We start from the raw sequence: 24,840 nt of genomic DNA on the forward strand, positions 1-24,840 counted from the left end.
GCTTATCAAATAGTCCTTTCTTATTTATTGCATTCGGCAGAATATATCGCCGCACACTGCAGCGCATCGCGCCAATAAATAACAACATCGCATACCTTTTGCCACGCTCGCTGGCACTCTTCTCTTTTACAGCTTGGGATTTATATGAGAGTTAACAACCCTGTTACGCAGCAGGAGCATCTTCTCAGGGACGGAGAGGCGTTGATGTCGACAACCGATATTCATAGCCATATTACTTATGCCAATTCTGCTTTTATTAAAGCCTGTGGTTTTACCGAACAAGAGTTAATGGGGGAGGCGCATAATCTTATTCGCCATCCCGATATGCCGCCCGAAGCGTTTGCCGATATGTGGGCCACTTTACAGCAGGGAGATAGCTGGACCGGCATGGTTAAAAATCGCCGAAAAAATGGTGACTTTTATTGGGTGCGCGCCAACGTTACCCCGGTTTACCACGGCGGTGAACTGACCGGGTATATTTCGGTACGGACGGTGCCGGAGCGGGAGGAAGTGGCGGCAAGCGAAGCGTTATATCGCGCCGTCAGAGAGAAACGTGCCGGGCACCTGCGCTTCTTTAAAGGGCTGGTTATTCGTCGCGGCTGGAAAAGCGTGCTGTCGCTCTTTCAGCGCCTGTCATTGTCTCATCGGCTCTTCGGGGCTCTGGTTACGGTGGCGCTGGCCGTTGGCGTGATGCCGCTGGGGCGTTTGAACGGTGGCTGGCAGGCCGCGTTGACGTGCTTACTGCTTGTCGCGCTGGGAGGATTTTTGCAGCAGCAAATTGTCCGGCCGGTAAAAATCATTGTCCGGCAAATGCAGAAAATTGTCTCCGGGCAAAAGACCGGGCTGATTCAGCTTAATCGTGTGGATGAGATTGGCTTGATGATGCGCCTGGTAAACCAGTCGGGGCTTAACCTGCGATCGCTGGTGGATGATGTGGGCGGCCAGGTCAGCGGTATCGGCGGGATAAGCCAGCAGCTGGCAGGCAGCAGCAGGGCGATGAGTGAACGAACCGATGAAACCTACGCCCAGCTACAGCAGACGGCGGCGGCCATCGAAGAGATCTCCGGCGCGGTTGAGCAGACCGCGGACTCCGCCGCGCAAACCTCTCAAATGGCAGACAGGGCCAGCCAAAAGGCGCTGAAAGGCGAGCAGATGATGAAACGCACGCTGACGATGATGGAGTCGATGGCGGAAACCAGTGAGCATATTGTCGAGATCATTAGCGTTATCGACAAAATTGCTTTCCAGACCAATATCCTCGCGCTTAATGCGGCGGTAGAAGCGGCAAGAGCGGGCGTTTCCGGGCGGGGATTTGCGGTGGTGGCTGCCGAAGTCCGTAACCTGGCGCAGCACTCTGCTTCGGCGGCGAAAGAAATTAAGACGCTTATCGACCTTAACGCGGCCGGCGTCAGTTCAGGCGTTGCCGAAGTGAAAAATGCGGAAAAGCACATCAGCGAAATGGCAACAGAGATAGTCAGCATGGCTGGGTTAATAAGAGAAATTGACGATGCAACCCGGGAGCAGACCAGCGCCCTTGGGCTCATTAACCATTCGGTGGAGCAAATCAGCACCATGACGCAGAACAATGCCGATATGGTGGTCCAGGCCGGCACGATCGTTGAAAACCTCAATCAACGTGCGCGGCGTTTAACCAGCGCGATTAACGTCTACGGTAGTTAATTTTGCTATGCCGGACGTTGACGACAGCGATGTCCGGCACCTTATCCTTCAGGATTTACGCTATCATGCTGGCCTAAATTAAGCGGAAGTTTGAAAGGGCAGGGCAATGAGCGTTAGTCGGAAAGGGATGCTGTATGTATTGTTTGCGGCGGTGCTGTGGGGCAGTTCCGGGGTGTGTGCCCAATACATCATGGAGCAAAGTCATATTTCCTCGGCATCGTTGACCATGCTGCGGCTGCTGTTTTCCGGCCTGATCCTGCTGATGCTGTCGTTTATGCACGGGGATAAAATCTTTGCCGTGTTTAAACAGCGCGACGACCTGATTTCCCTGCTGATTTTTACGCTTTGCGGTGCGCTGACGGTACAACTGACCTTCCTGTTAACCATCGAACAGTCCAATGCTGCGACAGCGACGGTGCTGCAATTCCTTTCGCCGACCATTATCGTCGCCTGGTTTGCCTTTGTGCGTAAAAAACGCTCCGGCAAACTGGTCTATGCGGCGATCGGCACCTCGCTAATCGGGACTTTTGTGCTGGTGACCCACGGCAATCCGGCCTCGATTACGATTTCCGGCAGCGCGCTCTTCTGGGGAATCGCTTCCGCGTTTGCCGCTGCGTTCTACACGACCTATCCCTCGAAGCTGATTGCGCGCTACGGCACCTTACCCATCGTGGGCTGGAGTATGCTACTGGGCGGCGCGGCGCTGCTGCCGTTTTACGCCAGCCAGATAGGCAGTTTCACCGCGACCGGCGGCACGCTGCTGGCCTTCTTCTATCTGGTGATAGTCGGCACGGCGATTACCTTCAGCCTCTACCTGACCGGGGCACAAATGATAGGCGGGCCAAAGGCCAGCATTCTTAGCTGCGCGGAGCCGTTAAGCAGCGCATTGCTCTCGGTGCTGCTGCTGGGCATTAGCTTTACGCTGCCGGACTGGCTGGGGTCGCTGCTGATTATCTCTTCGGTGGTGCTTATCTCTCTGGATTCCCGGGGAAAGCTGCATTCACACTAAGTCGCTACATTTTGCAAGGTTTAATTACCGCCAGAAATATCATATTTTGAGGGCTGGAAGTTGCCGTTGTGATACGGTAAAAAGTGCGCTTCCCGGCGCAAGTCTGCACCTCCGATAAAGGTATTTCAGTGTGATGATTGATAATCTAATTGAGCGTATCTCTTCCGCCTTAGACGCCGAATACACCCTGGAAGGTTTGGTCAGACAGCTGCTGGAAATGCTGGAGCTGGTGACCAATATGGAATCCACCTACCTGACCCGCATCGACGCGGAGGGCAGCCAGCAGCATATTGTTTTCTCCCGCAATACCAAGGCGATGAATATCCCGGAAGGACTCTCTGTTCCCTGGGAAGACACGTTGTGCAAACGCGCTTTAGACGAAGGCCGCCGCTACACCTGCGATGTCGCAAGCGTCTGGGGTGACTCTGAAGCGGCAAAGGCGCTGGGGATTGTGACCTATGTCAGCACGCCTGTGACCCTTGCCGATGGCTCACTCTACGGCACGCTGTGCGCCGCCAGCTCCGAACAGCGCGTGCTGACCGATCATAGCGAACAGGTCTTACAGCTGTTTTCTCAGCTGATTGCCCAGCAGATCCAAAATGAGCAGTTGATGAAAAAGCTGCAGCAGGCCAACGTTGCGCTGACGACAGCCAGCTACACCGATGAATTAACCGGGCTGCCTAACCGCCGCGCGGTCTTCGATCAGTTGCCTCGTTTGTTCTCCCGCGCCAAAGATGACGCCCGGTACGTGCTGGTGGCTTTTGCCGATCTGGATGGATTTAAGCAGATAAACGACATACACGGTCATGAAACCGGAGATGACTTCCTTTGTGCCATCGGCAAGCGGCTGAAAGAAGGCGTCAGGGGGGATGAAGTGTTAGGGCGTCTGGGGGGCGATGAGTTTATCGTTGCCGGGGCGGGGCCGGCTGAATACGGCGAAGCCCTGCGGGCAACCAGCGCTTTTCGCGACAGGCTGTCAGAGCTGTTGAGCGGAGAATATCAGCTAAAATCCTGCGTGATTGATTATGCTGGCCCTAGCATTGGGGCTATCGCTATTAATCCGGCTATAACAACCCCGGACGATGCGCTTCGCGAGGCGGATACTCTTATGTATGTTGATAAGAAACGCCGTAAAAGCAGCGCGACGATAAGCTAAACGCCGCGCGCAATTATCAGGATGCAGGCGTTACTGCGGCCCCGTTGCCGCTGAGTTCAGTCACCAGATCATTCACGCCGTCGCTCATGTTAACAAAGCGGGTCAGCGGCGAGCGTGTGACCACCACAAAAACCCCCACGTTATTTTGCGGCACCATTGCCATGTAGGTGATAAAGCCGCCGCCGCCGCCGGTTTTCTGAATAATGCCCGGCCGGCCCTCTTTCGGCGACATCCATACCCAGCCCATGCCCAGCGCGTCGGCTTTCCCCGGCACGTCCATGCCAATGACCTTATGCAACTGGCTACGCTGATAAATCAGGGTTTGCATTCTGTCTGCCTGACTGCCGCGATGATGGAAGTCGGAAGAGAGGAACTGCTGCATCCAGCGCATCATGTCGCCCGGCGTAGAATAAACGCCGCCGCTGCCAACCGCCGCCAGCGTGTTATCGCAAGGGCTGGCGCCTTTTTCGGCGATCATCAGGCGCTTGCACTGGTCTGGCGAAGGGGTAAAGGTGGTGTCTTTCATGCCCAGCGGGCGGGCGATTTGCTCATCGAACAGGTCGGCATATGGCCTGCCGGTTGCTCGTGACAGGGCATCGGCCAGCAGGTCAAACGCCAGGTTTGAATAGGCGGCAACGGTGCCTGGGGCGGCCTTAAGCGTGGCCTGTGAGAGCCAGTTCCAGCGTTGATCCCGCGTTGGCCAGGTAAACACCGTGCGGTGCGCTGCGCCACCGGGCTGTTCACGCGGCAGGGAGCTGGTGTGAGTGGCAAGGTTAATCAGCGTAATTGGCTGGCCGTTAAAGGTCGGTACCCGGGCACCGGGGGGGGCATATTTGCTGAGCGGATCGTTGAGCTGGACCTTCCCCTGATCGAGCATTTTTACCAGCATTTCGCTGGTCATTAGCTTTGTCAGCGAGGCTATGCGGATAACCGAATCCAGCTGTGGGCGCACGTTATTGCCCGGTCTGGTGTCGCCGAAGCTGCGAAACACCCGCTGGTTACCGTCGATGACCACGATGGCCATGCCGGTTGCACCGCTGCCGTAATAAATATGGTTGGCATAGCGATCGACAACGTCGGCGGCGAATTCTGGTGCCGGTGACGGTTGCGCAAAACTGAGCGCCGGAAGCAGGGCTGCGGCCAGCATAAGAAGACGAGGAAGACGAGTTTTCAACGCAAAAATCCAGTTAGAAAAATAAGGCGGTATTGCAGGTATTTATACTACTCTGCGCCCTTATGCAAAGCGTCAATTAAGCGATTGTGGCCTGAAAAGCGTAACCGTGCGTTACATCACCAGATGACGTACAAAAGTTTGCCAGCCGGGGCTTAATGCCGCATTTTTTGTCTGTTTGTTAGCCGGTGCTCAGGGCCGTACGCAACCCCCTTAAAGAAAGATCTTAAATAAGAAGAAAAACTGACAATTTCACTACGCTGCTTTAGCAAAAAGTGCGTATTATCCTGCGAGTTATTTATTGCGTCGCTGCAACTATTTTCCTTACGCAGCATCTTAGTTATAGCCCCAGGCGTACCGCTACTGATTGAGTTCTTTATGCGATACATAACCCTCTCGCATAAAGAAGTGAATATGTCTACTAAACCGCTGTTTTATAAGTGCCTCCTGCACCCTCGCTATTGGCTGACCTGGTTTGGACTGGGTGTGCTTTGGCTATGGGTTCAGCTCCCGTATCCAGTATTGATGAAAATGGGCGACCTGATTGGCCGCTTCTCAATGCATTTTCTCAAGCGTCGGGTCACCATCGCCCGCCAGAATCTTCGCCTTTGCTTCCCTCATTACAGCGAGGCGCAGGTTGAAATTATTGTGCAGAATAACTTTGGTTCGCTCGGTATGGGGCTGATTGAAACCGGCATGGCCTGGTTTTGGTCAGATGAACGAGTGCGTAAATGGTTTGACGTGCGCGGCCTGGAGCACATCAACGCCGCCTGCGACAAAGGCAAAGGCGTGATGGTTATTGGCGTACATTTTATGTCGCTGGAGCTGGGCGGGCGCGTGATGGGCTTATGCCGCCCAATGATGGCGATGTACCGGCCGCACAACAACAAAGTCATGGAGTATGTGCAAACCCGTGGGCGGTCGCGTTCCAACAAAGCGATGCTCGACAGGCGCAATCTGAAAGGAATGGTGAAGGCGCTGAAATCCGGCGAGGCGGTGTGGTTCGCCCCGGACCAGGACTACGGCCCGAAAGGCAGTTCCTTTGCGCCTTTCTTTGCGGTTCAGCAGGCGGCGACAACTAACGGTACCTTTACCATTGCCCGCCTGGCAAAACCCGCCATTCTGACCACTGTTCTGATCCGCAAAACCTGTGGCACGGGCTACCAGCTGGTTATCGAGCCGGAGTTTTGTGATTATCCGGGCGAGGATGAGCAGGCTGCCGCAGCCTATATGAACCGTAAGATTGAGCACGAAATTATGCGCGCGCCGGAGCAGTATCTGTGGCTACACCGCCGCTTTAAAACCCGGCCTTTCGGCCACGCCGGACTTTACACGATTTAATCTGCAGGCAGGTGTGCTACGCTTTTTTCTTCTTATTTGAGGAGAGCCCGCATGCCTGCATCGCGCGTTGTTATGGTCATCGATATGCAAAACGGTGTCTTAGCATCCCCCCGTCGCGCCCGCGAACAAACCGCCGCCAGAATTAACCAACTCATTGATGCTGCAGATAACGTCATTTTTATTCAGCATAATGAAGCCGAGCTCCAGGTTGGCAGCGAAGCCTTCGACATTATTCCTGAACTTCACCGCCCGGCTGGGGCGCTGTATGTGACTAAAACGGCGTGTGACGCGTTTTACCGCACCGAACTGGACTCTCTTTTAAAGCAGCATGGGATCAATGCGCTGGTGGTGTGCGGCTGTGCCACGGATTACTGCGTGGATACCACCATTAAAAATGGCGTCAGCCGGGGCTATGCGGTGACGGTAGCCAGCGATGCCCATACCACGGCGGACCGCGCCTCGGTGAGCGCCGAAGCGCTGATTAATCACCACAACGAGGTTTGGGCCAACCTGTCGATTCCGGGCAATACGCTGACGGTGAAAACCACCGCGGCCATTCTCGACAACTGGCGCTAAGTTATGTAAGCCTCTCTCACTCCTTGATACAACATTCAGCAAGCATTATCGTAGAACGTTCGCTATAACCAGCAGATATAACAACAAAAAGTCGTATCAGGAGTGCTGTAATGTTTAAATCTTTCTTCCCGTCGCCGAAGCTGTTTTTTCTTTCGGCGGCAATATGGGGACTACTCGCAGTCATATTCTGGCAGGCCGGCGGCGGCCTGTGGTTAGAAAATCTTGCGGGCGCGAGTCAGCAGGTTCCCCTCAGTGCAGCCCGCTTCTGGACGCTAAAATCCTTTGTTTTCTATGCTTTTTATGCCGTATGTGTGGGGCTTTTTGCCGGGGCATGGGCGCTGATAAGCCCGCATCCATGGCAGCGCTGGTCGGTGCTTGGCTCCTCGCTCATCATTTTTGTGACCTGGTTTTTAGTCGAAGTTGGGGTTGCAATAAACGCCTGGTATAACCCGTTCTATAACTTGATCCAGACGGCGCTTAGCGCACCGAACAAGGTCTCAATCAGCCAGTTCTATAGTGAAACGGGCGTGTTTCTTGGTATTGCTCTGATAGCGGTTCTAGTCTCCGTGTTGAATCTCTTTTTTGTCAGCCACTATGTCTTCCGCTGGCGCACCGCGATGAACGACTACTACATGGAACACTGGCAGAAGCTGCGCCATATCGAAGGGGCGGCCCAACGTGTGCAGGAAGACACCATGCGTTTTGCCGATACGCTCGAAGGCCTGGGCGTAAGCCTGCTGCAGTCGGTGATGACGTTGATTGCCTTCTTGCCTATTCTGGTGTCGTTGTCTCCGCACGTTAAGGAGTTGCCGATTCTTGGCTCGGTGCCTTATGGCCTGGTGATTGCGGCAGTTATCTGGTCATTAATGGGGACCGGGTTGCTTGCCGTGGTAGGGATTAAGCTTCCCGGCCTGCAGTTCAATAATCAGAAAGTGGAGGCCGCCTACCGTAAAGAGTTGGTGTATGGCGAAGACGATGCTTCAAGAGCCACTCCGCCGACGGTAAAAGATCTTTTTAGCCATATTCGCTATAACTACTTCCGTCTCTATTTCCACTACACCTATTTCAATATTGCCCGCGTTCTCTACTTACAGGTTGATAACGTCTTTGGCCTGTTCTTGCTGTTTCCGTCGATTGCTTCCGCCGCGATCACCCTGGGTTTGATGACCCAAATAACAAACGTCTTCGGTCAGGTTCGCGGAGCTTTCCAGTATCTTATTGGCTCGTGGAGCACGCTGGTTGAATTGATGTCTATCTACAAACGTCTGCGCAGCTTCGAGCGAACGCTGCAGGATGTGCCGGTGCCGGGCACCGAAGAAGCCGTCTAAGGCATAAAAGAAAAGGGATGGCGCGATGCCATCCCTTTCAGGTGGGTGACAAACTCTGGGGATAGAAGAAATACCAGACAGCTTGTTAAAAAATTAGGAAAATCAATTCATTGATTTTCGGCTGATAACCACGAAGAGGGAAAAACCACGCTTTTTCCCTCTTCGTCAGCAACCGCATAGGGATGGCGTAACGCCATCCCTTTTTTGATCAATGCCCTGCGGAAGGGGCTCCCGGCGCACCGGCCCGCACAAACGGCGGGCGGGCAAACCAAATCACCACAATCAGCGCCATAAAGCCCCAGCCCAGCAGCCAGAAGTAGTCGATGGTTGACATCATGTAGGCCTGCTGCTCGATGGTTTTATCCACCACGGCAAGGTGCTGCTGCGTGGCGCCGCCCATCTTGTGCAGGTAATCCACCGCCGACGGATTATAGGCTGACACGCTCTCCGTCAGGTTGGCATGGTGATAAACCTCGCGGCGGGACCAAATCCAGGTGGTCAGCGACGAGGCAAATGACCCGCCAAGCACGCGGAAGAAGGTGGCCAGCCCGGAGCCCTCCGCGACTTCAACGCCGTGCAGGTTCGACAGCACAATGGTGGTGATTGGCATGAAGAAGAATGCCACGCCAATCCCCATAAACAGCTGCACTTCGGCAATGGTGCGGAAATCCACGTTGGTATTAAACTGCGCGCGCAGCAGGCACGAAGCGCCCATGGTCAGGAACGACAGCGTGGCCAGCAGGCGCATATCAACCTTGTTGGCGTAGCGCCCGACAATCGGCGTCAGCAATAGCGGCAGCACGCCCATTGGAGCGGCTGCCAGCCCGGCCCAGATGGCGGTGTAGCCCATCTGGGTTTGCAGCCACTGCGGCAGAATAATGTTGATGGCGAAGAACGCCGCGTAGCCCAGCGTCAGCGACAGCGTCCCGATAGCAAAGTTACGGTCGGCGAACAGCCGCAGGTTGACTATCGGGTGGCGCTCGCCCAGCTCCCAGATGACAAACGACACCAGAGAAACCGCTGAGATTACCGACATGGTGATGATCTCCGGCGAGGCGAACCAGTCGAGATCGTTCCCCTTATCCAGCACCACCTGCAGCAGCCCGACGCCCAGCACCAGCAGGGCAATCCCGATGTAGTCGATAGGGGCGATGGTGGTCGTTTCCTCACGCTCGCGAAGCTGCGTCCAGACCACGATGGCGGCAAAGATCCCGATCGGCACGTTGATGTAGAAGATCCACGGCCAGGAATAGTTATCGGTGATCCAGCCCCCGGTGATAGGCCCGACAATCGGCGCAACAACCGTCACCATCGACAGCAGCGCCAGCGCCATACTTCGCTTGCTGGACGGGAAGATAATCAGCAATAGCGTCTGGCACATCGGGAACATTGGCCCGGCGAAAAAGCCCTGCAGCGCGCGGAAGATAATCAGCTCGGTCATGCTGTGGGCAAAGCCGCACAGGAACGAGGTGAGGGTGAACAGCGCCACGGAACCGACGAACAGCTTGAGCTGCCCGAACCGGCGGGTAAACCAGCCGGTCAGCGGCAGGGCGATGGCGTTACACACCGCGAAGGAGGTGATAACCCAGGTGCCCTGGTCGGCGCTGACGCCGAGATTACCGGCGATAGTCGGCAGCGCCACGTTAGCGATGGTGGAGTCCAGCACCTGCATAAACGTCGCCAGCGACAGTGCGATAGTCGCCAACAGCAGGCTGGGAGGCGTAAACGCCGCCTTATCTTGCATAACGTCTCTCTTAGCGGTTGGCTGACGCTACCGGCTGGCTGTTGTCATGAAGGATTTTCGTGACCAGTTTGTCGGCTTCGTCCAGCGCGTTCTGGTAAACGTCGGTGGTGAAGCGCGGCGCGGCGACGGTTTTTTGCGGTAACAGGTGGCCGTCTGCATTGCGAATATCGACGCGAGCGAACATCGACAAACCTACCCGCAGCGGATGTTTCTGCATGTCGTGTGGGTCAAGCGTGATGCGGACCGGCAGGCGCTGAACGATTTTGATCCAGTTGCCGCTGGCGTTCTGGGCCGGCAGAAGCGAGAAGGCGCTGCCCGTGCCGATGCCGAGGCTTTCTATGGTGCCGTGGTACTCCACGTCGTCCCCGTAGAGATCGGCGGTGAGCGTCACTTTCTGCCCCAGGCGCATAGCCTGCATCTGGCTCTCTTTGAAGTTGGCGTCTACCCAGACCTGGTCCAGCGGCACAATTGCCAGCAGGGTGGTGCCGGAATCCACGCGCATTCCCAGCTGAACGGCGCGTTTAGCCACAAAGCCGCTCACCGGCGCAACGATGGTGCTGCGCGCGTTGTCGAGGAAGCGCTGGCGCAGCGTGGCCACCGCGCTTTTAATTTCCGGATGGCTGTCGATAACCGTGTCATCCACCATCGCTAAATTAGTGCGTAATGCCTGCTGGGCGGCGGCGAGATCGCTTTGCGCGCTGGTGACGGCATCGCGGTAGTGGGCCAAGTCTTCAGCGGCGATGGCGCCGGTGGCAAAAATTTTCTGGCGACGAGCGTAGTCACTTTGCGCGGTTTGCAGCGCAACCTGCTTCGCGGCAACCTGGGCCCGGTAGTTATCCGCAGTGCTATAAAGTCCACGAACCTGACGCACGGTATTCGCAAGGTTGGCTTCCGCCTGCTGGAGTGCGATTTCGGTGTCGCTCGGGTCGAGCTGCACCAGCGCCTGCCCTTTTTCGACGTAGTCCCCTTCGTCGACGCTGACCTGCGTCACCGTGCCGCCGATTTGCGGCGTCAGCGTGACCTGGTTGCCGTTGACGTAGGCGTCGTCGGTTGTTTCGTAGTAGCGTGCGTACAGCATGTACCACGCCACGCAGCCGGCGCCGATCAGCAGCAGGATGATGAGAAAGATGGCGAAGTTACGCTTGCGTTTGCTCGGCGCGCGTTCAACCTGCTCGGTAGAGGTTTGCATTTTTTGTGGCCTTAATCAGAAAGCTTAGAGGTGGCGCTCGGTGATCTCATCCGGCAGCATTTTGATCAGCAGTTCATTGAGCTGCTTTGATTCTTCAGGCGTCAGGCGCTCGGTAAGGGTACCGATGATCGACGCCAGCGCGTCGTTCTGGAAAGCTTCACATAGCTCTTGCCCTTTCTCGGTCAGCGCCAGAATGACCTGACGTTTATCTTCGGGGTTCACGTTTCGCACGATCAGATCTCGCTTCACCATTCGTTCAAGCATACGGCTCATGGCACCGGTATCCATCACCAGATTTTTGCTGACTTCAACCGGGCTGTTGAAGCCCTTAAAGATACTTATCAAGACTTTAAATTGCGCACCGGTAATGCCCATCGGCGAAAAATACTGGGTGATGAGCTGGTCTTTGAACTGGTTCGACAGATGAATCAGCAGGCCAAGGTGCAGTTTGGAAGAGGGATTACCCGCAGTATTACTCATGTTATTTGCCTGGTCAGTAGTTGCAAATGAAATTACTGACCAGGCATCTAATTGTCAACGTTATGTCAGGATGAGAGCACGTTTTGTCAGCCGACCAGCCAGGACTGGGCCTCTTTTTTCATCGCTATTTCAAGGTCTGAACCCTGAGTTGCAAACACGCGTTGTACAGGAAAGCCTGATTTTTCCAGCAGATATGCGAGTGGGGCGTAGGCTGCCGGGTAGCGTTTTGCCGCCTCTTTATCAATGTCCACGGGGCCAAACGGGAAGTCGAATGAGCCAAAATCGTAAACCACCTGGCGGCGCAGGATTCGCCAGACGCCCTGGCGTTTTTCCAGCATGTCATAGAAACGGTTATGGCAGGTGGCGCCCATTTCTAACCTGTGGTTTTGGCCAATAATCATGGCATTGGTTTCAGAGATCGCTTTGTCTTGCGTGCTATTGAAGCTGACGACCGGCGTACCAATCAGGTGTTTGGTGCTGATGTCGGACTTGCCCATCCGCATCGAGCCTTGGATAAATTCACTGGCAAGGCCCTCAAACCAGGTGACTTCGATAGTGCCTTCCGGGTGGAAGAGCGCCGATAGCTTGTCCCACTGGGCAAGATCCCGGTGCATCCAGCCGTTGATTAAGTCGTTGATGGCGAGGCGGTCCTGCAAATAGTCACTGTTCATATAAGGCTCCTGTCAAGGTGAGGAGCCCATTGTTGCTCCGCGTTATTGATAAATGAAATATATTGATATGATTACTCAATCATTAAAATTGATGGCTGATAGGCATGGAATTAAGACACCTTCGCTACTTCGTGACGCTGGCCGAAACCGGTCATTTTGGCCAGGCCGCAGCGCGGCTGCATATTGTCCAGCCGGCGCTAAGTATGCAGATTCGCACGCTGGAAGACGAAGTCGGCGGGCCGCTGTTTACGCGCACCAGCCGTAAGGTTGAGCTAACGGAAGCGGGAAGATTGCTGCTGCCGGAGGCGAGACGCACGCTTGAACAGGCAGAGCACGGTAAAAATATAGTTCAGAGAGCGCTGCGGGGCGAAACCGGCCTGGTGAGAATTGGCTTTGCCGGTAACGCCGTGGTTTCCGGGTGCTTAATGAATGACGTTCGCGCTTTTCGCCGGCTGCTGCCGGAGGTTGAGATTCAGCTTCAGGAAATGTCCCCCCTCGCGCTCGGCGAGGCGCTCAGGCAGCGGACTGTCGACGTGGCTTACACGCCGCTGATGGGCGAGCTTGCCGAAGAGATTGAGGCGGTGAAAATTGCAGAATGGCCGATGATGGTCGCGGTGGCGGAAGGCAGCCCGCTGGCGGCCGAAAAGAGGATCACGCTTGAGATACTGGCGCAAGTTCCTCATATTCAGTTCGCCGCCGGCGAGGGGGACGAAGCCCTGGAGCTGGTTCGTGAGCGGTGGGGCAGTGAAGCCCCCGCGCCGCTATACCGGGCATCCAGCACGCTCGGCGCGCTGGCTATGGTGGCATCCGGTTTTGGCATTGCGCTGCTGCCGCATTCTTTTACCCACATGGCTATCCCGCACCTGGTTTATCAGCCAATTTCCGATCGGCGACTGACGGCTGAGTTGCTATTGTTAAGTCGTCGCGATGAAACTCAGGGGGCCGTGAAGGCCTGGGTTCGTCTGGCCCTGAAAAATAATCACAACGAAACGCAATGAGGATGGCTTTATTGAACAGGCAGCATGGATTGATGGCGCTCTCTCTGGGAGCCTTGTTGGTATTGACTGGGTGTACAACCAAAGGCAGCACGCCGGCCTCAACAACAACTGCGGCAGCTAAACCAATAGATATCGAAACCCTGGCCCAGCGCAAAATCCCCGATGGGGTGAAAGACAGGGCGGGACTGGCAAAAGACCTGCTGACGACCCTGAAGAGCCAGAACCTGGATCAGAGCGAAGAGAATATTTGTTCGGTGCTGGCGGTGGCGCTGCAGGAGTCTAATCTTCAGGCCGATCCGGCGGTGCCGGGTTTGAATAAAATAGCCTGGAAAGAGATCGATCGTCGTGCGGAGAAAATGCACATTCCGCCGCTGCTGGTGCACACCGCGCTACGCATTAACTCCCCTAACGGCAAAAGCTATAGCGAGCGGCTGGATAACGTCAAAACCGAAGGGCAGCTCAGCGCCATTTTCGATGATTTTCTGACCATGGTGCCGATGGGGCAAAAGCTGTTCGGTAGCTTTAACCCGGTTCGAACCGGCGGCACGATGCAGGTCAGCGTGGCTTTTGCCGAGAAGCATACCGATGGCTACCCGTGGAAAATAGAAGGGACGGTGCGCCAGGAAGTTTTCACCCGCCGCGGTGGGCTTTGGTTCGGGACTTACCATTTGTTGAATTACCCGGCTAATTACACCAAGCCTCTTTATCGCTTCGCCGACTACAATGCCGGCTGGTATGCCAGCCGCAATGCGGCCTTCCAGAGTGCCGTGAGTAAGGCCACAGGCGTGAAGCTGGCGCTGGACGGAGATCTGATCCTCTACACCAGTGATAAGCCGAGCAGCACCGAAATGGCGGTGCGTAAGCTGTCTAAACAGCTGGATATGAGCGACAGCGAAATCCGCCGGGCATTACAAAAAGGGGACAGTATTGGGTTTGAAAAAACCAGCCTTTACAAGCAGGTCTTTGCGATAGCAGAGAAAAAGGCGGGGCAGCCGTTGCCTAAAGAGGTGCTGCCGGGCATTACGCTTGAAAGCCCTAAAATCACCCGTAATCTGACCACGGCCTGGTTTGCAAAACGGGTCGATGACAGACGAGCAAGCTGTATGCAGCGTTAACGATGGCAGGCGGAAGCCACAAAGCTTCCGCCTTTTTGATCAGTAAAACCAGGTTGAGTGGCGGCGGTTTCTCAGGCGCAGCGCCAGGGCGACAATCCCGATGGCGACAGCGCCAAGCAGAAAGGGAATAAGCCCAAACACGGTGCTGACCGCCAGGCCCATCTCAATGCGCGGGCGGCTGGCATCATTGCCTTGAGCCAGGTATTCCAGCAGGCCGGGAGCCTGCACGATAAGATTCAGCATTTGGGTGGCCACCCAGAAGCAAAAGAGAACGAACAGCGCATAGGCAATGTTGCCCGGCACCGATCTTTCTGATTTTGCAGTCATTATGACCCGAGTCGCCGGAATAACGGCTTTCGATAATGAAATATCAGGCATCATGACCTCCCTTAAAAACGCAATCTGAACCGAATGTGTGGCATCTCATAGCGCGAATTTTGGCAGGTGATACGCGTTGTCAATATCAGATTGCTGGTAATTTGAGGGCCAGAATCCTCCTGGATTTTCATTTCTTGCTCAGCATCACATTTTTGTAACCTAAGTGGAATTTTATTAACATTGTGCTGGCGGAGTGCGGAGTAACCGCGCGTTTCCCTGCCGCCGATGTGCGACAATGCCGCCAGGCTTATTTTTGAATGCGTGAGGCGGCTATGTTAACCCTGAAAATGCGTCGTGACTGGCATTACTATGCGGTGGCGATTGGGCTGATTTTTATTCTGAATGGCGTGGTCGGCCTGCTGGGACTGGAAACTAAGGGCTGGCAGAGTTATGCGGTGGGGCTGGTGACCTGGGCGATCGGTTTTTGGATAGCAGGCTTTATTATCCGCCGTCCCCGGGAAGAGTTTGAAACGGCGGAGCCTTAAGCATTATGAAGTAATTGAGCTTTTCAGCGCGCAGTCCTGCTGGTGGCGTTCCAGGGCGAGCTCAATCAGGCGGGTAATCAGCTCCTGATAACTGATGCCGCTGGCCTGCCACAGCTTGGGATACATGCTGATGTTGGTAAAGCCAGGCAGCGTGTTGATCTCATTGATGATCACGTCGTTATCTTCGGTCAGGAAGACGTCAACGCGGGCCATGCCGCTGCACTCCAGCGCCTGATAAGCGCGAACCGCAATTTTACGGATTTTGTCGTTAACGTCTGCTTCAAGCGCCGCCGGGACGACAACCTGCGCGGCCTGCTCATCAATGTACTTGGTGTCGTACGAATAGAACTCGCTGTTCACCACTATCTCGCCGCAGGTGCTGGCCTGAGGGTAATCATTCCCCAGTACGGCACACTCGATTTCACGGCCTTTAATGCCGGTTTCTACCACTACTTTATGGTCAAACTCGAAGGCTAACGCTACCGCCGCGTGGTACTGCTCTTCGGTGCTGGCTTTGCTGACGCCGACGGAAGAACCCTGGTTGGCAGGCTTAACAAACAGCGGCAGACCCAGCTGCTTTTCGACCTCTGCGAAGCTGATTTTGGCGCGGTTAGCGCGAGTTAGAGTGATGAACGGGGCGACGTTAAGGCCCGCATCGCGCAGCAGGCGTTTGGCTACGTCTTTATCCATACTGACCGCTGAGCCCAGCACGCCGGAGCCCACAAACGGCAGATTGGCCACGCGGAGCATGCCCTGCAGGGAACCGTCTTCACCCAGCGTGCCGTGAACAATCGGGAAAATCACGTCGATTTGGGAAAGCTGTTCTGCGGTGCTGGTTTCAATGAGCTGATGTTCGGTCTGGCCGGGGACCAGCGCCACATTTTTCTCTGACCGATTCAGGGCGATAAGCGCCGGGTTGTTGGCGTTCAGCAGGTAGCTGGACGCATCGTTGATATGCCACTGGCCCTGTTTATCAATGCCCAGCAATACAACATCAAACTTCGACTTATCAATGGCGTCGACGATATTTTTTGCCGACTGCAGCGACACCTCGTGTTCTGCCGATTTTCCACCAAACACGATACCAACCCGCAGTTTTGCCATGCCTTTAATCCACCCATAAACTTTACGAAAGAGGACAACATAGCACGCTCATAACGGGGATTCATGTGGTTCCTGCATCAACAGGCCCGGTCGGGCAGGATATGTGCTTTAGTAAGCAATCATTTCTGGATCGTAATGGTCGTGCCGGGGAGCTGACGGCAATATTCATTAGTGTGATAAGCTTTCCAGAAATCGTTCTATTCTGGTTGCATCCCCCTTGAAAAAGCGCGCTATGGAGTCCTGGAAGGTCAATCTCATTTCGGTCTGGTTCGGCTGTTTTTTTACCGGCCTTGCGATCAGCCAAATTTTGCCTTTTCTTCCGCTCTATGTTGAGCAACTGGGGGTCACTTCCCACGAAGCCCTTTCGCTTTGGTCCGGCCTGACCTTCAGCGTCACGTTTTTGGTCTCGGCCATTGTTTCCCCGATGTGGGGGAGCCTGGCCGATCGCAAAGGGCGCAAGTTGATGCTGCTCCGTGCCTCGTTTGGCATGGCGGTGGCGATACTTCTCCAGGCCTTTGCCACCAACGTCTGGCAGCTCTTTTTGCTGCGGGCGGTGATGGGGTTAACCTCGGGCTATATCCCTAACGCTATGGCGCTGATTGCCTCTCAGGTGCCCCGGGAACGCAGCGGCTGGGCCATCAGTACCCTGTCTACCGGGCAAATCAGCGGCGTGATTGTAGGCCCGCTGCTCGGGGGTTTTATGGCGGACCACCTGGGACTGAGGCCCGTTTTCTTTGCCACCGCCGGGCTGCTGATGGTCAGCTTCCTGGTGACACTGCTGCTGATTAAAGAGGGCGCCCGCCCCAAAATCAGCAAGGATGAGCGCCTGACCGGGAAAGAGGTATTCGCCACGCTGCCCTACCCGTGGCTTATCCTCAGCCTGTTTATTACCACGCTGGTGATCCAGCTCTGTAATGGCTCTATTGGCCCCATTCTGGCGCTGTTTATCAAACAACTGGCGCCGGACAGCAACAATATCGCGTTTATGAGCGGGTTTATCGCCGCTTTGCCGGGAATTTCCGCGCTCTTTGCGGCGCCAAAATTGGGCAAACTGGGTGACCGGATTGGCACTGAACGTATTTTAATGGCCACCCTGGTGTGTGCGGTGGTGTTATTCCTGGCCATGTCCTTTGTCACCTCTCCGGTGCAGCTCGGCATATTGCGTTTTTTGTTGGGCTTTGCCGACGGAGCGATGCTGCCGGCGGTGCAGACGCTGTTACTCAAATACTGCAGCGACCAGGTCACCGGGCGAATCTTCGGTTATAACCAGTCGTTTATGTATTTGGGGAATGTCGCCGGGCCTTTAATGGGGGCAGGGGTATCCGCAATGGCCGGTTTTCGCTACGTTTTTGCGGCAACCGCCGTCGTTGTGCTGCTCAATGTCTGGCAACTGGCGGTTGCTTTTAAGCGCAAAAATGCCCGCCAGGCGATGGCCGACAAAAGCACTTAACCGCCAGCCTGTTTATCTGTATGTGATATTAGTGAGCGAAATATGAAGATTGATTTCGACTTATTATTCATTTAGTTCGCAGTTGGAGATTTAGAGAATAATATTCCATTATTCTTTTTTTGTGGTGCAAAAAATTCGTCCGCGGGATTATTATCAGACAGAATCATTTTAATATTGCTGCTATTTGCTATGACGCACATATTTAACCTGGGATATTGCTCTCAGGTGGATCTGAGTGTTAACGTCATGTCTTAACCCCGCAGGGACTGAGAAAATGAAAAATCTTATTGCAGAGTTATTGGTTAAGCTCGCCGAAAAGGAAGAAGAATCGAAAGAGCTGGTTGCTCAGGTTGAAGCGCTGGAAATAGTGGTGACAGCCTTATTGAGACGCCTTGAACAGGGAGAACGCTCCGCACTGGTTGCCAGCATTGAAGGGGCGTTAGATGATGCCTCCCCAAAGACGGCAGTGCCGGCCCAGGATACCGAATTACTCCGACAATATTTAAAAAAGCTCCTTATCCATCCCCGTAGTTGAATCAAAATTTGCTGTCATATTAGTGTCATAAGCCATTTTTATACTCGCTCTGTTTTTATTTATATTCAGTAGTTACTACATGGAGAAAATAAAGTGAAACAGAGCGTAATTATCGCCAGCCTGCTGCCTTTGCTGCTTGTCAGCGCCCCATCAAAATCACAAGAAACATCCTCTTCCCCTCTGGAAAATCGCGCCGCTCAGGGAGATTTAACTCAGCCCGGTGGCGCTCGCCGTATTACTGGCGATCAAACCGAAGCGATTCGCGCCTCGCTCAACAATAAAACAGCAAAGAACATTATTCTGCTGATTGGTGACGGCATGGGCGATTCGGAAATTACCGCCGCCAGAAACTATGCTGAAGGGGCCGGTGGTTTCTTTAAGGGGATTGATGCGTTACCGCTGACCGGGCAATACACCCATTATTCTTTAGACAAGAAAACGAAAAAACCGGATTACGTGACTGATTCTGCTGCTTCCGCCACGGCGTGGAGCACCGGTGTGAAAACCTATAACGGCGCGCTGGGCGTGGACGTTGACGGGAAAGACCATGTGACAATCCTCGAACTGGCGAAGGCGGCCGGTAAGGCGACGGGCAACGTTTCAACGGCAGAAATTCAGGATGCCACGCCAGCGGCGCTGGTTTCCCACGTCACGGGCCGTAAATGTTATGGCCCGAGTGCGACCAGCGAAAAATGCACCACTAACGCGCTGGAAAACGGAGGCAAAGGCTCTATTACCGAGCAGCTGCTAAACACCCGTGCCGACGTCACGCTCGGCGGTGGGGCAAAAACCTTTAGCGAAGTGGCAAAAGCCGGCGAGTGGAACGGTAAAACACTGCGCCAGCAGGCCGATGCCCGTGGCTACCAGTGGGTGGACAATGCCGCTGGCCTTGCGGCGGTGACAGAAGCCAACCAGCAGAAACCGCTGATTGGGATGTTCGCCGACGGCAATATGCCGGTACGCTGGGAAGGCCCGAAGGCAACCTACCACGGAAACATCGATCAACCCGCAGTAACCTGTACGCCAAATCCGAAGCGTGATTCCAGCGTGCCGACCCTGGCGCAGATGACCGAAAAAGCTATCGATCTGCTGAAAGGCAATGAAAAAGGCTTCTTCCTGCAGGTCGAGGGCGCTTCTATTGACAAGCAGGACCACGCCGCTAACCCGTGTGGGCAGATTGGTGAGACGGTCGATCTCGATGAAGCCGTGCAAAAAGCGCTGGAGTTTGCCCGCAAAGATGGCAATACCCTGGTGATTGTCACCGCGGACCACGCCCATTCCAGCCAGATTGTGGCGCCGGATACCAAAGCCCCTGGTCTGACTCAGGCGCTGAACACCAAAGACGGCGCGGTGATGGTCATCAGCTACGGCAATTCTGAAGGCGAGTCTCAGGAGCATACCGGCACCCAGCTCCGCGTGGCGGCCTATGGCCCACATGCAGCCAATGTCGTGGGCCTGACCGACCAGACGGATCTGTTTTACACCATGAAATCGGCGATGGCGCTGGAGTAAAGGCGTGCATACGTAACGAGGAAGAAAAAAATGCGGCGGAAACGTCGCATTTTTTTTGCCTTAGGCCAGACTTTAAACGTCACAATAAAAAAGGAATAAGGTATGAAATTTTCATTATTAGCGGTGTTACTGGTAGGGCTGGTTGGATCTGCAACGGCGGCGGATAAAACGATGACGCCGCAGCAGCAGCGTATGACGACCTGTAATCAGCAGGCGGCTTCGCAGTCTCTGAAAGGAGATCAGCGTAAGAGCTATATGAGTAGCTGTCTTAAAGGGGAAGCGCCGGCGGCAGCGGGGAAAACGCTGACGCCTCAGCAGCAAAAAATGAAGGACTGTAATGCGGACGCCGCGAAGCAATCGCTGAAGGGCGACGCCAGAAAAACCTTCATGAGTAATTGCCTGAAGAAAAAGTAAGCTGTTTTAAAGCTTACTCACCCCGGCTCTCTCCCTGAAAGGGAGAGGGGGAAACCGTAGGTTTATGCTCTATCCAATCCCGTCTTCCTGGTGGAGAGGGGAAAAACGTAGATGTTAGCTCGATCCAGAGCCCTCTCCCCGTGGGGAGAGGGCTTTTATTCGATCAGCCCTTTTGGGGGGCGGTGGGGGGAATGGATGAGGGGTTATTCCAAAATCAGGACTTCCCGAGCAGTTCCGACTTCGCCATACACTTCACCATCGCTTCCATCACGGCGGCACGGAAACCTTTCTCTTCCAGCACTTTGACCGCTTCAATGGTGGTGCCGCCAGGGGAACAGACCATGTCTTTCAGTTCCCCCGGATGGGTACCGGTTTCCAGTACCATCTTCGCAGAGCCCATCACCGCCTGAGCGGCAAACTGATAGGCCTGTTTACGCGGCATACCGCCCAGAACGGCGGCATCGGCCATAGCTTCGATAAACATGAAGACGTAGGCCGGTGCAGAGCCGCTGACGCCTACGACCGGGTGGATCATCGCTTCGCTGACCACTTCTGCCTGGCCAAAGCTGCGGAAAATGCTCACCGCATCGGCAATATCTTCGGGGGTAACCAGCGCGTTTGGCGTTACCGACGTCATGCCGGCGTTCACCAGCGCTGGCGTATTCGGCATTGCGCGGATAATTTTACGGTCATGGCCCAGCACTTTGGCCAGCGTTTCCAGAGTGATACCTGCGGCAATGGAGATAATAACGGTATCTTTATTCAGGTCAGAATTAACTTCGCTGAGCACTTTAAGCATGATGTTTGGCTTCACGGCGCCAAAGACGATGTCGGCTATCTGGGCGACTTCCTGTGCGCTCTGCGCCGAATTAATGCCATATTCTTCACACAATGCCTGAACTTTGTCCGGTGACGGGGTGTAGACCCAGATATTGCCCGCAGGCACAAGGCCGCTGGAAATCAGGCCGCCGAGGATAGCCTTGCCCATGTTACCGCAGCCAATAAACCCTATTTTCTTGTCCATAGCGTTACTCCATGGTGATGTGTTTTGTCATTTGATGGTAATAGCTTAACGCGCTTTTTACCGCTTAGGCTATGTTTGCACTCCACGGCGAGCGGGCCGGGGTGGAAACAGATAAATTTTGCCATTCGGCAAAACCACGGCAAAATCGCCCCCATTCCCACCGAAAGTCAGGAGCCATAATGCAAATTTGGGTGGATGCCGATGCGTGTCCAAAAGTCATCAAAGAAGTACTGTTTCGGGCGGCAGATCGTGCTCAGGTTATGGTCACGCTGGTGGCCAATCAAGGGATGAAAACGCCGCCGTCGCGCTTTATCCGCAGCCTTCAGGTTGCCTCTGGATTTGACGTAGCGGATAACGAAATTGTGCGTCGCTGTGAGAAAGACGATCTGGTTATCACCGCCGATATTCCGCTGGCGGCGGATGTGCTGGAGAAAGGGGCCGTGGCGCTGAACCCTCGGGGGGAGCTGTATACCCCTGCAACCATTCGTGAACGCCTGACGATGCGTGACTTTATGGATACCCTGCGTGCCAGCGGTGTGCAAACCGGCGGGCCGGACAGTCTGAGCCAGCGCGACCGCCAGCAGTTTGCCAATGAGCTGGAGAAATGGCTGCTGAAGGTCGCGCGGGCGCAAAAGTCTTAGATAAAGCTATCGTCGTCGTCGCCGTAATCGTCGCCGCCAAAATCATCGTTACCGTAATCGGCGTTGTCCTGCGACTGCCAGCCGCCCTGGTTCAGGAACTGACGGTCGTCGACCTGACTGTAGTCGTTGACCGAGTCAAACGAACTGTTGTCAAAAGTGGGCGCCGGTTCATTGATAATATTGACTATCTCTTCCGGCTGGCTGCGGTGGAACATGCTGGTCAGCATCTCAGCCACTACAACGCCCCCGGCTACGCCGGCTGCGGTTTGCAACGCACCAGAAAGGAAACCGCCTCCGGCCCGAGGTGCGCTGGCAGGTGCCGCCTGTGGCGCACCATAACCGGCAGGAGCACCGTACCCGCTCTGTTGGGGGGCACCGTAGCCCGGCGCTGAAGAGGCGCCATAGTTCTGGCTGCCCGGAATTGGATCGGAGCCACGAGCCGTGTTATTGCTGTTGCTGCCGCCGCCGAACAATCCGGCAAGGAAACCGCCGCTGCTTTGCTGCTGTCGGGATTTCTGCTCCAGCTCGCTCACCTGTGCTTCCAGAGCCTGAATTTTGCCGTTCAGCTGCTTCATGGCCGCTTCCTGAATCAGGATCGTCTGGGTCATGTAGTAAGCGGCACCCGGCTGCTGGCTGAGGTGTTGCGCAATCCGCTGTTCTGCGGCCGCATCGCGAGTGGCACTTTGGCTTTCGGCCTGTTTCAGACGGTCAAAAAGCCCGTCAATAAGACGCTGCTCTTCAGATTGCATGGTTCATACCTCTGTCATGATGAAGTCTTAAAACGAGTCTGGATCAAATTCAGCGTAGGTGAAACGCCTTAATCGTAAAGCTAACCATAAATGTGTTACCGAATCTCAGATTAAGGGTTGTCATTGGCCTGGCGTTTAAAGTATTGTGGCGCTGTTAGCAGGTGGTGGATTTAGTTTACACTTGTTGCATATCAGTTAATGCCGTTATGACTGGGTTTTAAGCGACAGATTTCAATATTGTAATCATAAGTTTACACTTGTCGCGTACTAGTTTAATGGTATTATCGCATTCTGTTTTTCTGCTTTTGCCCCCAGTGGCTTCAGGCCCGCATTTCCGAGGATTATCTCTGATGACTCAACCCCTGTTCTTAGTCGGCGCGCGCGGCTGTGGTAAGACGACCGTCGGTCAGGCATTGGCGAGTACGCTGGGTTACGCCTTTGTTGATACCGATAGTTTTCTGCTGAACCACACCGGTAAAAGCGTGGCGGAGATTGTGGCCGAAGAGGGCTGGGAAGGGTTTCGTGCGCGTGAGTCCGATGCGCTTCAGCGCGTGACTGCCCCGGCGACCGTTGTGGCTACCGGCGGCGGCATGGTGCTGGCGGAAAGAAATCGTCAGTTTATGCAGGAAAACGGTATCCCCGTTTGGTTACATGCCCCGGCGCAGGTACTGGCTTCACGCCTGATAGCTTCTCCGGAAGAAGGGCAGCGCCCAACGCTTACCGGTAAAGGCGTTACCGATGAAATCGTTGACGTGCTCGCCGCCCGCGAAGGACTGTACCGCCAGGTTGCCCGCCACATTGTGGACGCTACCCGTTCCCCGGATGCCGTGGTGGAAGCTATCCTCCGCGCATTACAAATGGCTCGTGCCAGTTAGCCTATACTTAACGCTCATCCATAAGAAATTAAGGACGAGCGATGGCAACTCAACCTCCTTACCCCCGTGAAGCCCGAATTGTTGAAGTGCAGAAAGGCGTGCCGGGTTCAGCCGTAACCTGGTACCAGCTGCGAGCGGATCACCCTCACCAGGACACGCTGATAAGCGAACACGAAACGCATCAGGAAGCTCTGGACGCAAAACAGCGCTATGAAGACCCGCAGAAATCCTGACCGTTCTCTCCAGGCTCGCGCCATGAATGTTTCATTTTTGATTAGATAAACTTTTATCTCATTCATTTGGCTAAAATATATCCATTTAGAGATGTTGCTCAGTAGTTGATGTTTCGTTAAGGATTTCGATATCGCTCTGGTTGTATGCTGCGGATTACGGCGAGCAAAAAACGATCGACCCCGGCGGAGTTATTTCATAGCGGACGTGGAGCAGTGCAGCGAAAAGGGCGGTGACTGAGTAATAGCGGAGCGAAGCATGAAACCAACTGTAGCCATTCTCACCGTCGGCAAAGTGTCAGTCAGTGAGGTTTTACCTTTTTTAACCGAACATATCTCTGAACAGCAAATCTCACAGGTCAGCCTGCTGGGCAATCTCTCCTCCGATGAGGTTCGCCTTCAATTTTCCCCATCCCCCGGCGAAGAGCCGCTGCTCACGCTGCTGGCGGATAACATTATTACGCCAGTCGGGCGCGACAAAATTTCCATTGCGATGCAGGGGATCATCGAAAAGTTGGATAACCAGGGCTATGAGGTCATCCTGCTGATGAGTACGATGCCGCTGACGGGGCTCCGCGCACGTAACGCCATCCTGCTGGAGCCAGAGCGCATCATTCCTCCGCTGGTGGCTTCGATTGTCGATGGCCACCAGGTGGGGATCATTCTGCCAATTGCCGAAATCATTAAGTCCCAGGCCTTGAAGTGGCGCAAGCTGACCCATCCGCCGCTTTACGCGCTGGCTAACCCGATACACGGCAGCGAAGCCGAACTGCTGGAAGCCGGAAGAAAACTGATGGCCGAAGGGGCGGATGTTCTGGTCCTTGATTGCCTCGGCTACCACCAAAAACACCGGGATTTACTGCAAAAGCAGTTGGATGTGCCGGTGCTGTTATCCAATGTGCTGGTGGCCAGATTAGCGGCGGAATTGCTTATCTGAACGGAATTAACAATTTGCGTGACAGGCCGGAGAGTTCGCCTCTATAGT

26 protein-coding genes are annotated in these 24,840 nt (G+C 54.7%); 17 read left to right on the top strand and 9 right to left on the bottom strand.

Features of this window, described 5'->3' with window-relative positions:
- Window positions 1-144 precede the first annotated feature (144 nt).
- The 3 genes from VW41_04490 to VW41_04500 all read left to right on the top strand — a co-directional run bounded on the left by VW41_04490 (window position 145) and on the right by VW41_04500 (window position 3,845).
- Window positions 145-1,680: a chemotaxis protein gene (locus tag VW41_04490; protein ID AJZ88350.1), complete on the top strand. Its 1,536-nt coding sequence runs from the start codon at window positions 145-147 to the stop codon at window positions 1,678-1,680.
- 106 nt (window positions 1,681-1,786) lie between these two features.
- Window positions 1,787-2,689 (top strand): membrane protein, encoded by a 903-nt coding sequence (locus VW41_04495; protein ID AJZ88351.1) that lies wholly within the window; start codon window positions 1,787-1,789, stop codon window positions 2,687-2,689.
- A 133-nt stretch (window positions 2,690-2,822) separates the two neighbouring features.
- Complete coding sequence (locus VW41_04500; protein ID AJZ88352.1) at window positions 2,823-3,845, top strand: diguanylate cyclase; 1,023 nt, start codon at window positions 2,823-2,825, stop codon at window positions 3,843-3,845.
- Window positions 3,846-3,861: 16 nt separating this feature from the next.
- On the opposite strand, the gene VW41_04505 is transcribed toward VW41_04500, so the two are convergent.
- Entirely contained in the window at window positions 3,862-4,992 is a 1,131-nt protein-coding gene (locus VW41_04505) for a beta-lactam-binding protein (GenBank protein ID AJZ88353.1), read from the bottom strand.
- 438 nt (window positions 4,993-5,430) lie between these two features.
- Here VW41_04505 and VW41_04510 point away from each other — a divergent pair, with 438 nt between their 5' ends.
- The 3 genes from VW41_04510 (at window position 5,431) to VW41_04520 (ending at window position 8,261) form a co-directional block, all read left to right on the top strand.
- A complete protein-coding gene (locus tag VW41_04510) occupies window positions 5,431-6,357 on the top strand; it encodes a lipid A biosynthesis palmitoleoyl acyltransferase (protein ID AJZ88354.1) in 927 nt (308 codons plus the stop codon).
- A 51-nt stretch (window positions 6,358-6,408) separates the two neighbouring features.
- The gene (locus tag VW41_04515) at window positions 6,409-6,933 is read left to right on the top strand and encodes an isochorismatase (GenBank protein AJZ88355.1); all 525 of its coding nucleotides are present in this window, start codon (window positions 6,409-6,411) and stop codon (window positions 6,931-6,933) included.
- 110 nt (window positions 6,934-7,043) lie between these two features.
- A complete protein-coding gene (locus VW41_04520) occupies window positions 7,044-8,261 on the top strand; it encodes a microcin B17 transporter (protein AJZ88356.1) in 1,218 nt (405 codons plus the stop codon).
- A gap of 208 nt (window positions 8,262-8,469) precedes the next feature.
- On the opposite strand, the gene emrB is transcribed toward VW41_04520, so the two are convergent.
- The 4 genes from emrB to VW41_04540 all read right to left on the bottom strand — a co-directional run bounded on the left by emrB (window position 8,470) and on the right by VW41_04540 (window position 12,345).
- A complete protein-coding gene (gene emrB, locus VW41_04525; protein AJZ88357.1) occupies window positions 8,470-10,005 on the bottom strand; it encodes a multidrug resistance protein B in 1,536 nt (511 codons plus the stop codon).
- A 10-nt stretch (window positions 10,006-10,015) separates the two neighbouring features.
- On the bottom strand, window positions 10,016-11,194 hold the full coding sequence (locus tag VW41_04530) for a hemolysin D (protein AJZ88358.1): 1,179 nt from the start codon (window positions 11,192-11,194) through the stop codon (window positions 10,016-10,018).
- A 24-nt stretch (window positions 11,195-11,218) separates the two neighbouring features.
- A complete protein-coding gene (locus tag VW41_04535; GenBank protein AJZ88359.1) occupies window positions 11,219-11,674 on the bottom strand; it encodes a MarR family transcriptional regulator in 456 nt (151 codons plus the stop codon).
- An 86-nt stretch (window positions 11,675-11,760) separates the two neighbouring features.
- Window positions 11,761-12,345: a hypothetical protein gene (locus tag VW41_04540; GenBank protein ID AJZ88360.1), complete on the bottom strand. Its 585-nt coding sequence runs from the start codon at window positions 12,343-12,345 to the stop codon at window positions 11,761-11,763.
- A 104-nt stretch (window positions 12,346-12,449) separates the two neighbouring features.
- On the opposite strand from VW41_04540, the gene VW41_04545 reads away from it, so the two are divergent.
- Together VW41_04545 and VW41_04550 are read left to right on the top strand one after the other, a co-directional pair.
- On the top strand, window positions 12,450-13,343 hold the full coding sequence (locus tag VW41_04545) for a hypothetical protein (GenBank protein ID AJZ88361.1): 894 nt from the start codon (window positions 12,450-12,452) through the stop codon (window positions 13,341-13,343).
- Window positions 13,344-13,345: 2 nt separating this feature from the next.
- Complete coding sequence (locus tag VW41_04550; protein AJZ88362.1) at window positions 13,346-14,458, top strand: hypothetical protein; 1,113 nt, start codon at window positions 13,346-13,348, stop codon at window positions 14,456-14,458.
- A 39-nt stretch (window positions 14,459-14,497) separates the two neighbouring features.
- Here VW41_04550 and VW41_04555 read toward each other — a convergent pair whose 3' ends face one another.
- Window positions 14,498-14,836: a membrane protein gene (locus VW41_04555; protein ID AJZ88363.1), complete on the bottom strand. Its 339-nt coding sequence runs from the start codon at window positions 14,834-14,836 to the stop codon at window positions 14,498-14,500.
- A 272-nt stretch (window positions 14,837-15,108) separates the two neighbouring features.
- Between VW41_04555 and VW41_04560 the strand changes: the two genes are divergently transcribed.
- On the top strand, window positions 15,109-15,321 hold the full coding sequence (locus tag VW41_04560; GenBank protein AJZ91856.1) for a membrane protein: 213 nt from the start codon (window positions 15,109-15,111) through the stop codon (window positions 15,319-15,321).
- A gap of 3 nt (window positions 15,322-15,324) precedes the next feature.
- Here the strand turns inward: VW41_04560 and VW41_04565 are convergent, their stop codons facing one another.
- Window positions 15,325-16,425: a D-alanine--D-alanine ligase gene (locus tag VW41_04565; GenBank protein ID AJZ88364.1), complete on the bottom strand. Its 1,101-nt coding sequence runs from the start codon at window positions 16,423-16,425 to the stop codon at window positions 15,325-15,327.
- 232 nt (window positions 16,426-16,657) lie between these two features.
- Between VW41_04565 and VW41_04570 the strand changes: the two genes are divergently transcribed.
- The 4 genes from VW41_04570 to VW41_04585 all read left to right on the top strand — a co-directional run bounded on the left by VW41_04570 (window position 16,658) and on the right by VW41_04585 (window position 20,336).
- On the top strand, window positions 16,658-17,875 hold the full coding sequence (locus tag VW41_04570; GenBank protein ID AJZ91857.1) for a multidrug transporter: 1,218 nt from the start codon (window positions 16,658-16,660) through the stop codon (window positions 17,873-17,875).
- Window positions 17,876-18,149: 274 nt separating this feature from the next.
- Entirely contained in the window at window positions 18,150-18,410 is a 261-nt protein-coding gene (locus VW41_04575; protein AJZ88365.1) for a hypothetical protein, read from the top strand.
- 93 nt (window positions 18,411-18,503) lie between these two features.
- A complete protein-coding gene (locus VW41_04580; protein ID AJZ88366.1) occupies window positions 18,504-19,922 on the top strand; it encodes an alkaline phosphatase in 1,419 nt (472 codons plus the stop codon).
- Window positions 19,923-20,024: 102 nt separating this feature from the next.
- Window positions 20,025-20,336: a hypothetical protein gene (locus VW41_04585; GenBank protein ID AJZ88367.1), complete on the top strand. Its 312-nt coding sequence runs from the start codon at window positions 20,025-20,027 to the stop codon at window positions 20,334-20,336.
- Between the two features lie 214 nt (window positions 20,337-20,550).
- On the opposite strand, the gene VW41_04590 is transcribed toward VW41_04585, so the two are convergent.
- Entirely contained in the window at window positions 20,551-21,360 is an 810-nt protein-coding gene (locus VW41_04590; protein AJZ88368.1) for a pyrroline-5-carboxylate reductase, read from the bottom strand.
- A gap of 179 nt (window positions 21,361-21,539) precedes the next feature.
- Between VW41_04590 and VW41_04595 the strand changes: the two genes are divergently transcribed.
- Window positions 21,540-22,001, top strand: a complete 462-nt coding sequence (locus VW41_04595) for a hypothetical protein (protein AJZ88369.1) — start codon at window positions 21,540-21,542, stop codon at window positions 21,999-22,001.
- Here the strand turns inward: VW41_04595 and VW41_04600 are convergent.
- Window positions 21,998-22,750 carry an ABC transporter substrate-binding protein gene (locus VW41_04600; GenBank protein ID AJZ88370.1) on the bottom strand — a complete coding sequence of 251 codons (753 nt, stop codon included), beginning with the start codon at window positions 22,748-22,750 and terminating at the stop codon, window positions 21,998-22,000. The two genes, VW41_04595 and VW41_04600, sit on opposite strands and share 4 nt — an antisense overlap.
- A 350-nt stretch (window positions 22,751-23,100) precedes the next feature.
- Here VW41_04600 and VW41_04605 point away from each other — a divergent pair, with 350 nt between their 5' ends.
- The 3 genes from VW41_04605 (at window position 23,101) to VW41_04615 (ending at window position 24,792) form a co-directional block, all read left to right on the top strand.
- Window positions 23,101-23,625 carry a shikimate kinase gene (locus VW41_04605; protein AJZ88371.1) on the top strand — a complete coding sequence of 175 codons (525 nt, stop codon included), beginning with the start codon at window positions 23,101-23,103 and terminating at the stop codon, window positions 23,623-23,625.
- Between the two features lie 41 nt (window positions 23,626-23,666).
- The gene (locus tag VW41_04610) at window positions 23,667-23,858 is read left to right on the top strand and encodes a hypothetical protein (protein AJZ88372.1); all 192 of its coding nucleotides are present in this window, start codon (window positions 23,667-23,669) and stop codon (window positions 23,856-23,858) included.
- A gap of 256 nt (window positions 23,859-24,114) precedes the next feature.
- Window positions 24,115-24,792: an AroM protein gene (locus VW41_04615; protein ID AJZ88373.1), complete on the top strand. Its 678-nt coding sequence runs from the start codon at window positions 24,115-24,117 to the stop codon at window positions 24,790-24,792.
- Window positions 24,793-24,840 lie beyond the last annotated feature (48 nt).

This window comes from Klebsiella michiganensis (genome assembly GCA_000963575.1).
Taxonomy (GTDB): Bacteria; Pseudomonadota; Gammaproteobacteria; order Enterobacterales; family Enterobacteriaceae; genus Cedecea; species Cedecea michiganensis_A.

Coding starts and splice junctions, on each gene's coding strand:
- VW41_04515 (AJZ88355.1), top strand. CDS start 6,409: ATGCCTGCATCGCGCGTTGTTATGGTCATCGATATGCAAAACGGTGTC.
- VW41_04495 (AJZ88351.1), top strand. CDS start 1,787: ATGAGCGTTAGTCGGAAAGGGATGCTGTATGTATTGTTTGCGGCGGTG.
- VW41_04610 (AJZ88372.1), top strand. CDS start 23,667: ATGGCAACTCAACCTCCTTACCCCCGTGAAGCCCGAATTGTTGAAGTG.
- VW41_04575 (AJZ88365.1), top strand. CDS start 18,150: ATGAAAAATCTTATTGCAGAGTTATTGGTTAAGCTCGCCGAAAAGGAA.
- VW41_04570 (AJZ91857.1), top strand. CDS start 16,658: ATGGAGTCCTGGAAGGTCAATCTCATTTCGGTCTGGTTCGGCTGTTTT.
- VW41_04565 (AJZ88364.1), bottom strand. CDS start 16,425: ATGGCAAAACTGCGGGTTGGTATCGTGTTTGGTGGAAAATCGGCAGAA.
- VW41_04585 (AJZ88367.1), top strand. CDS start 20,025: ATGAAATTTTCATTATTAGCGGTGTTACTGGTAGGGCTGGTTGGATCT.
- VW41_04490 (AJZ88350.1), top strand. CDS start 145: ATGAGAGTTAACAACCCTGTTACGCAGCAGGAGCATCTTCTCAGGGAC.
- VW41_04530 (AJZ88358.1), bottom strand. CDS start 11,194: ATGCAAACCTCTACCGAGCAGGTTGAACGCGCGCCGAGCAAACGCAAG.
- VW41_04520 (AJZ88356.1), top strand. CDS start 7,044: ATGTTTAAATCTTTCTTCCCGTCGCCGAAGCTGTTTTTTCTTTCGGCG.
- VW41_04500 (AJZ88352.1), top strand. CDS start 2,823: ATGATTGATAATCTAATTGAGCGTATCTCTTCCGCCTTAGACGCCGAA.
- VW41_04560 (AJZ91856.1), top strand. CDS start 15,109: ATGTTAACCCTGAAAATGCGTCGTGACTGGCATTACTATGCGGTGGCG.
- emrB (AJZ88357.1), bottom strand. CDS start 10,005: ATGCAAGATAAGGCGGCGTTTACGCCTCCCAGCCTGCTGTTGGCGACT.
- VW41_04545 (AJZ88361.1), top strand. CDS start 12,450: ATGGAATTAAGACACCTTCGCTACTTCGTGACGCTGGCCGAAACCGGT.
- VW41_04595 (AJZ88369.1), top strand. CDS start 21,540: ATGCAAATTTGGGTGGATGCCGATGCGTGTCCAAAAGTCATCAAAGAA.
- VW41_04535 (AJZ88359.1), bottom strand. CDS start 11,674: ATGAGTAATACTGCGGGTAATCCCTCTTCCAAACTGCACCTTGGCCTG.
- VW41_04615 (AJZ88373.1), top strand. CDS start 24,115: ATGAAACCAACTGTAGCCATTCTCACCGTCGGCAAAGTGTCAGTCAGT.
- VW41_04555 (AJZ88363.1), bottom strand. CDS start 14,836: ATGCCTGATATTTCATTATCGAAAGCCGTTATTCCGGCGACTCGGGTC.
- VW41_04550 (AJZ88362.1), top strand. CDS start 13,346: ATGGCTTTATTGAACAGGCAGCATGGATTGATGGCGCTCTCTCTGGGA.
- VW41_04540 (AJZ88360.1), bottom strand. CDS start 12,345: ATGAACAGTGACTATTTGCAGGACCGCCTCGCCATCAACGACTTAATC.
- VW41_04505 (AJZ88353.1), bottom strand. CDS start 4,992: ATGCTGGCCGCAGCCCTGCTTCCGGCGCTCAGTTTTGCGCAACCGTCA.
- VW41_04510 (AJZ88354.1), top strand. CDS start 5,431: ATGTCTACTAAACCGCTGTTTTATAAGTGCCTCCTGCACCCTCGCTAT.
- VW41_04600 (AJZ88370.1), bottom strand. CDS start 22,750: ATGCAATCTGAAGAGCAGCGTCTTATTGACGGGCTTTTTGACCGTCTG.
- VW41_04605 (AJZ88371.1), top strand. CDS start 23,101: ATGACTCAACCCCTGTTCTTAGTCGGCGCGCGCGGCTGTGGTAAGACG.
- VW41_04590 (AJZ88368.1), bottom strand. CDS start 21,360: ATGGACAAGAAAATAGGGTTTATTGGCTGCGGTAACATGGGCAAGGCT.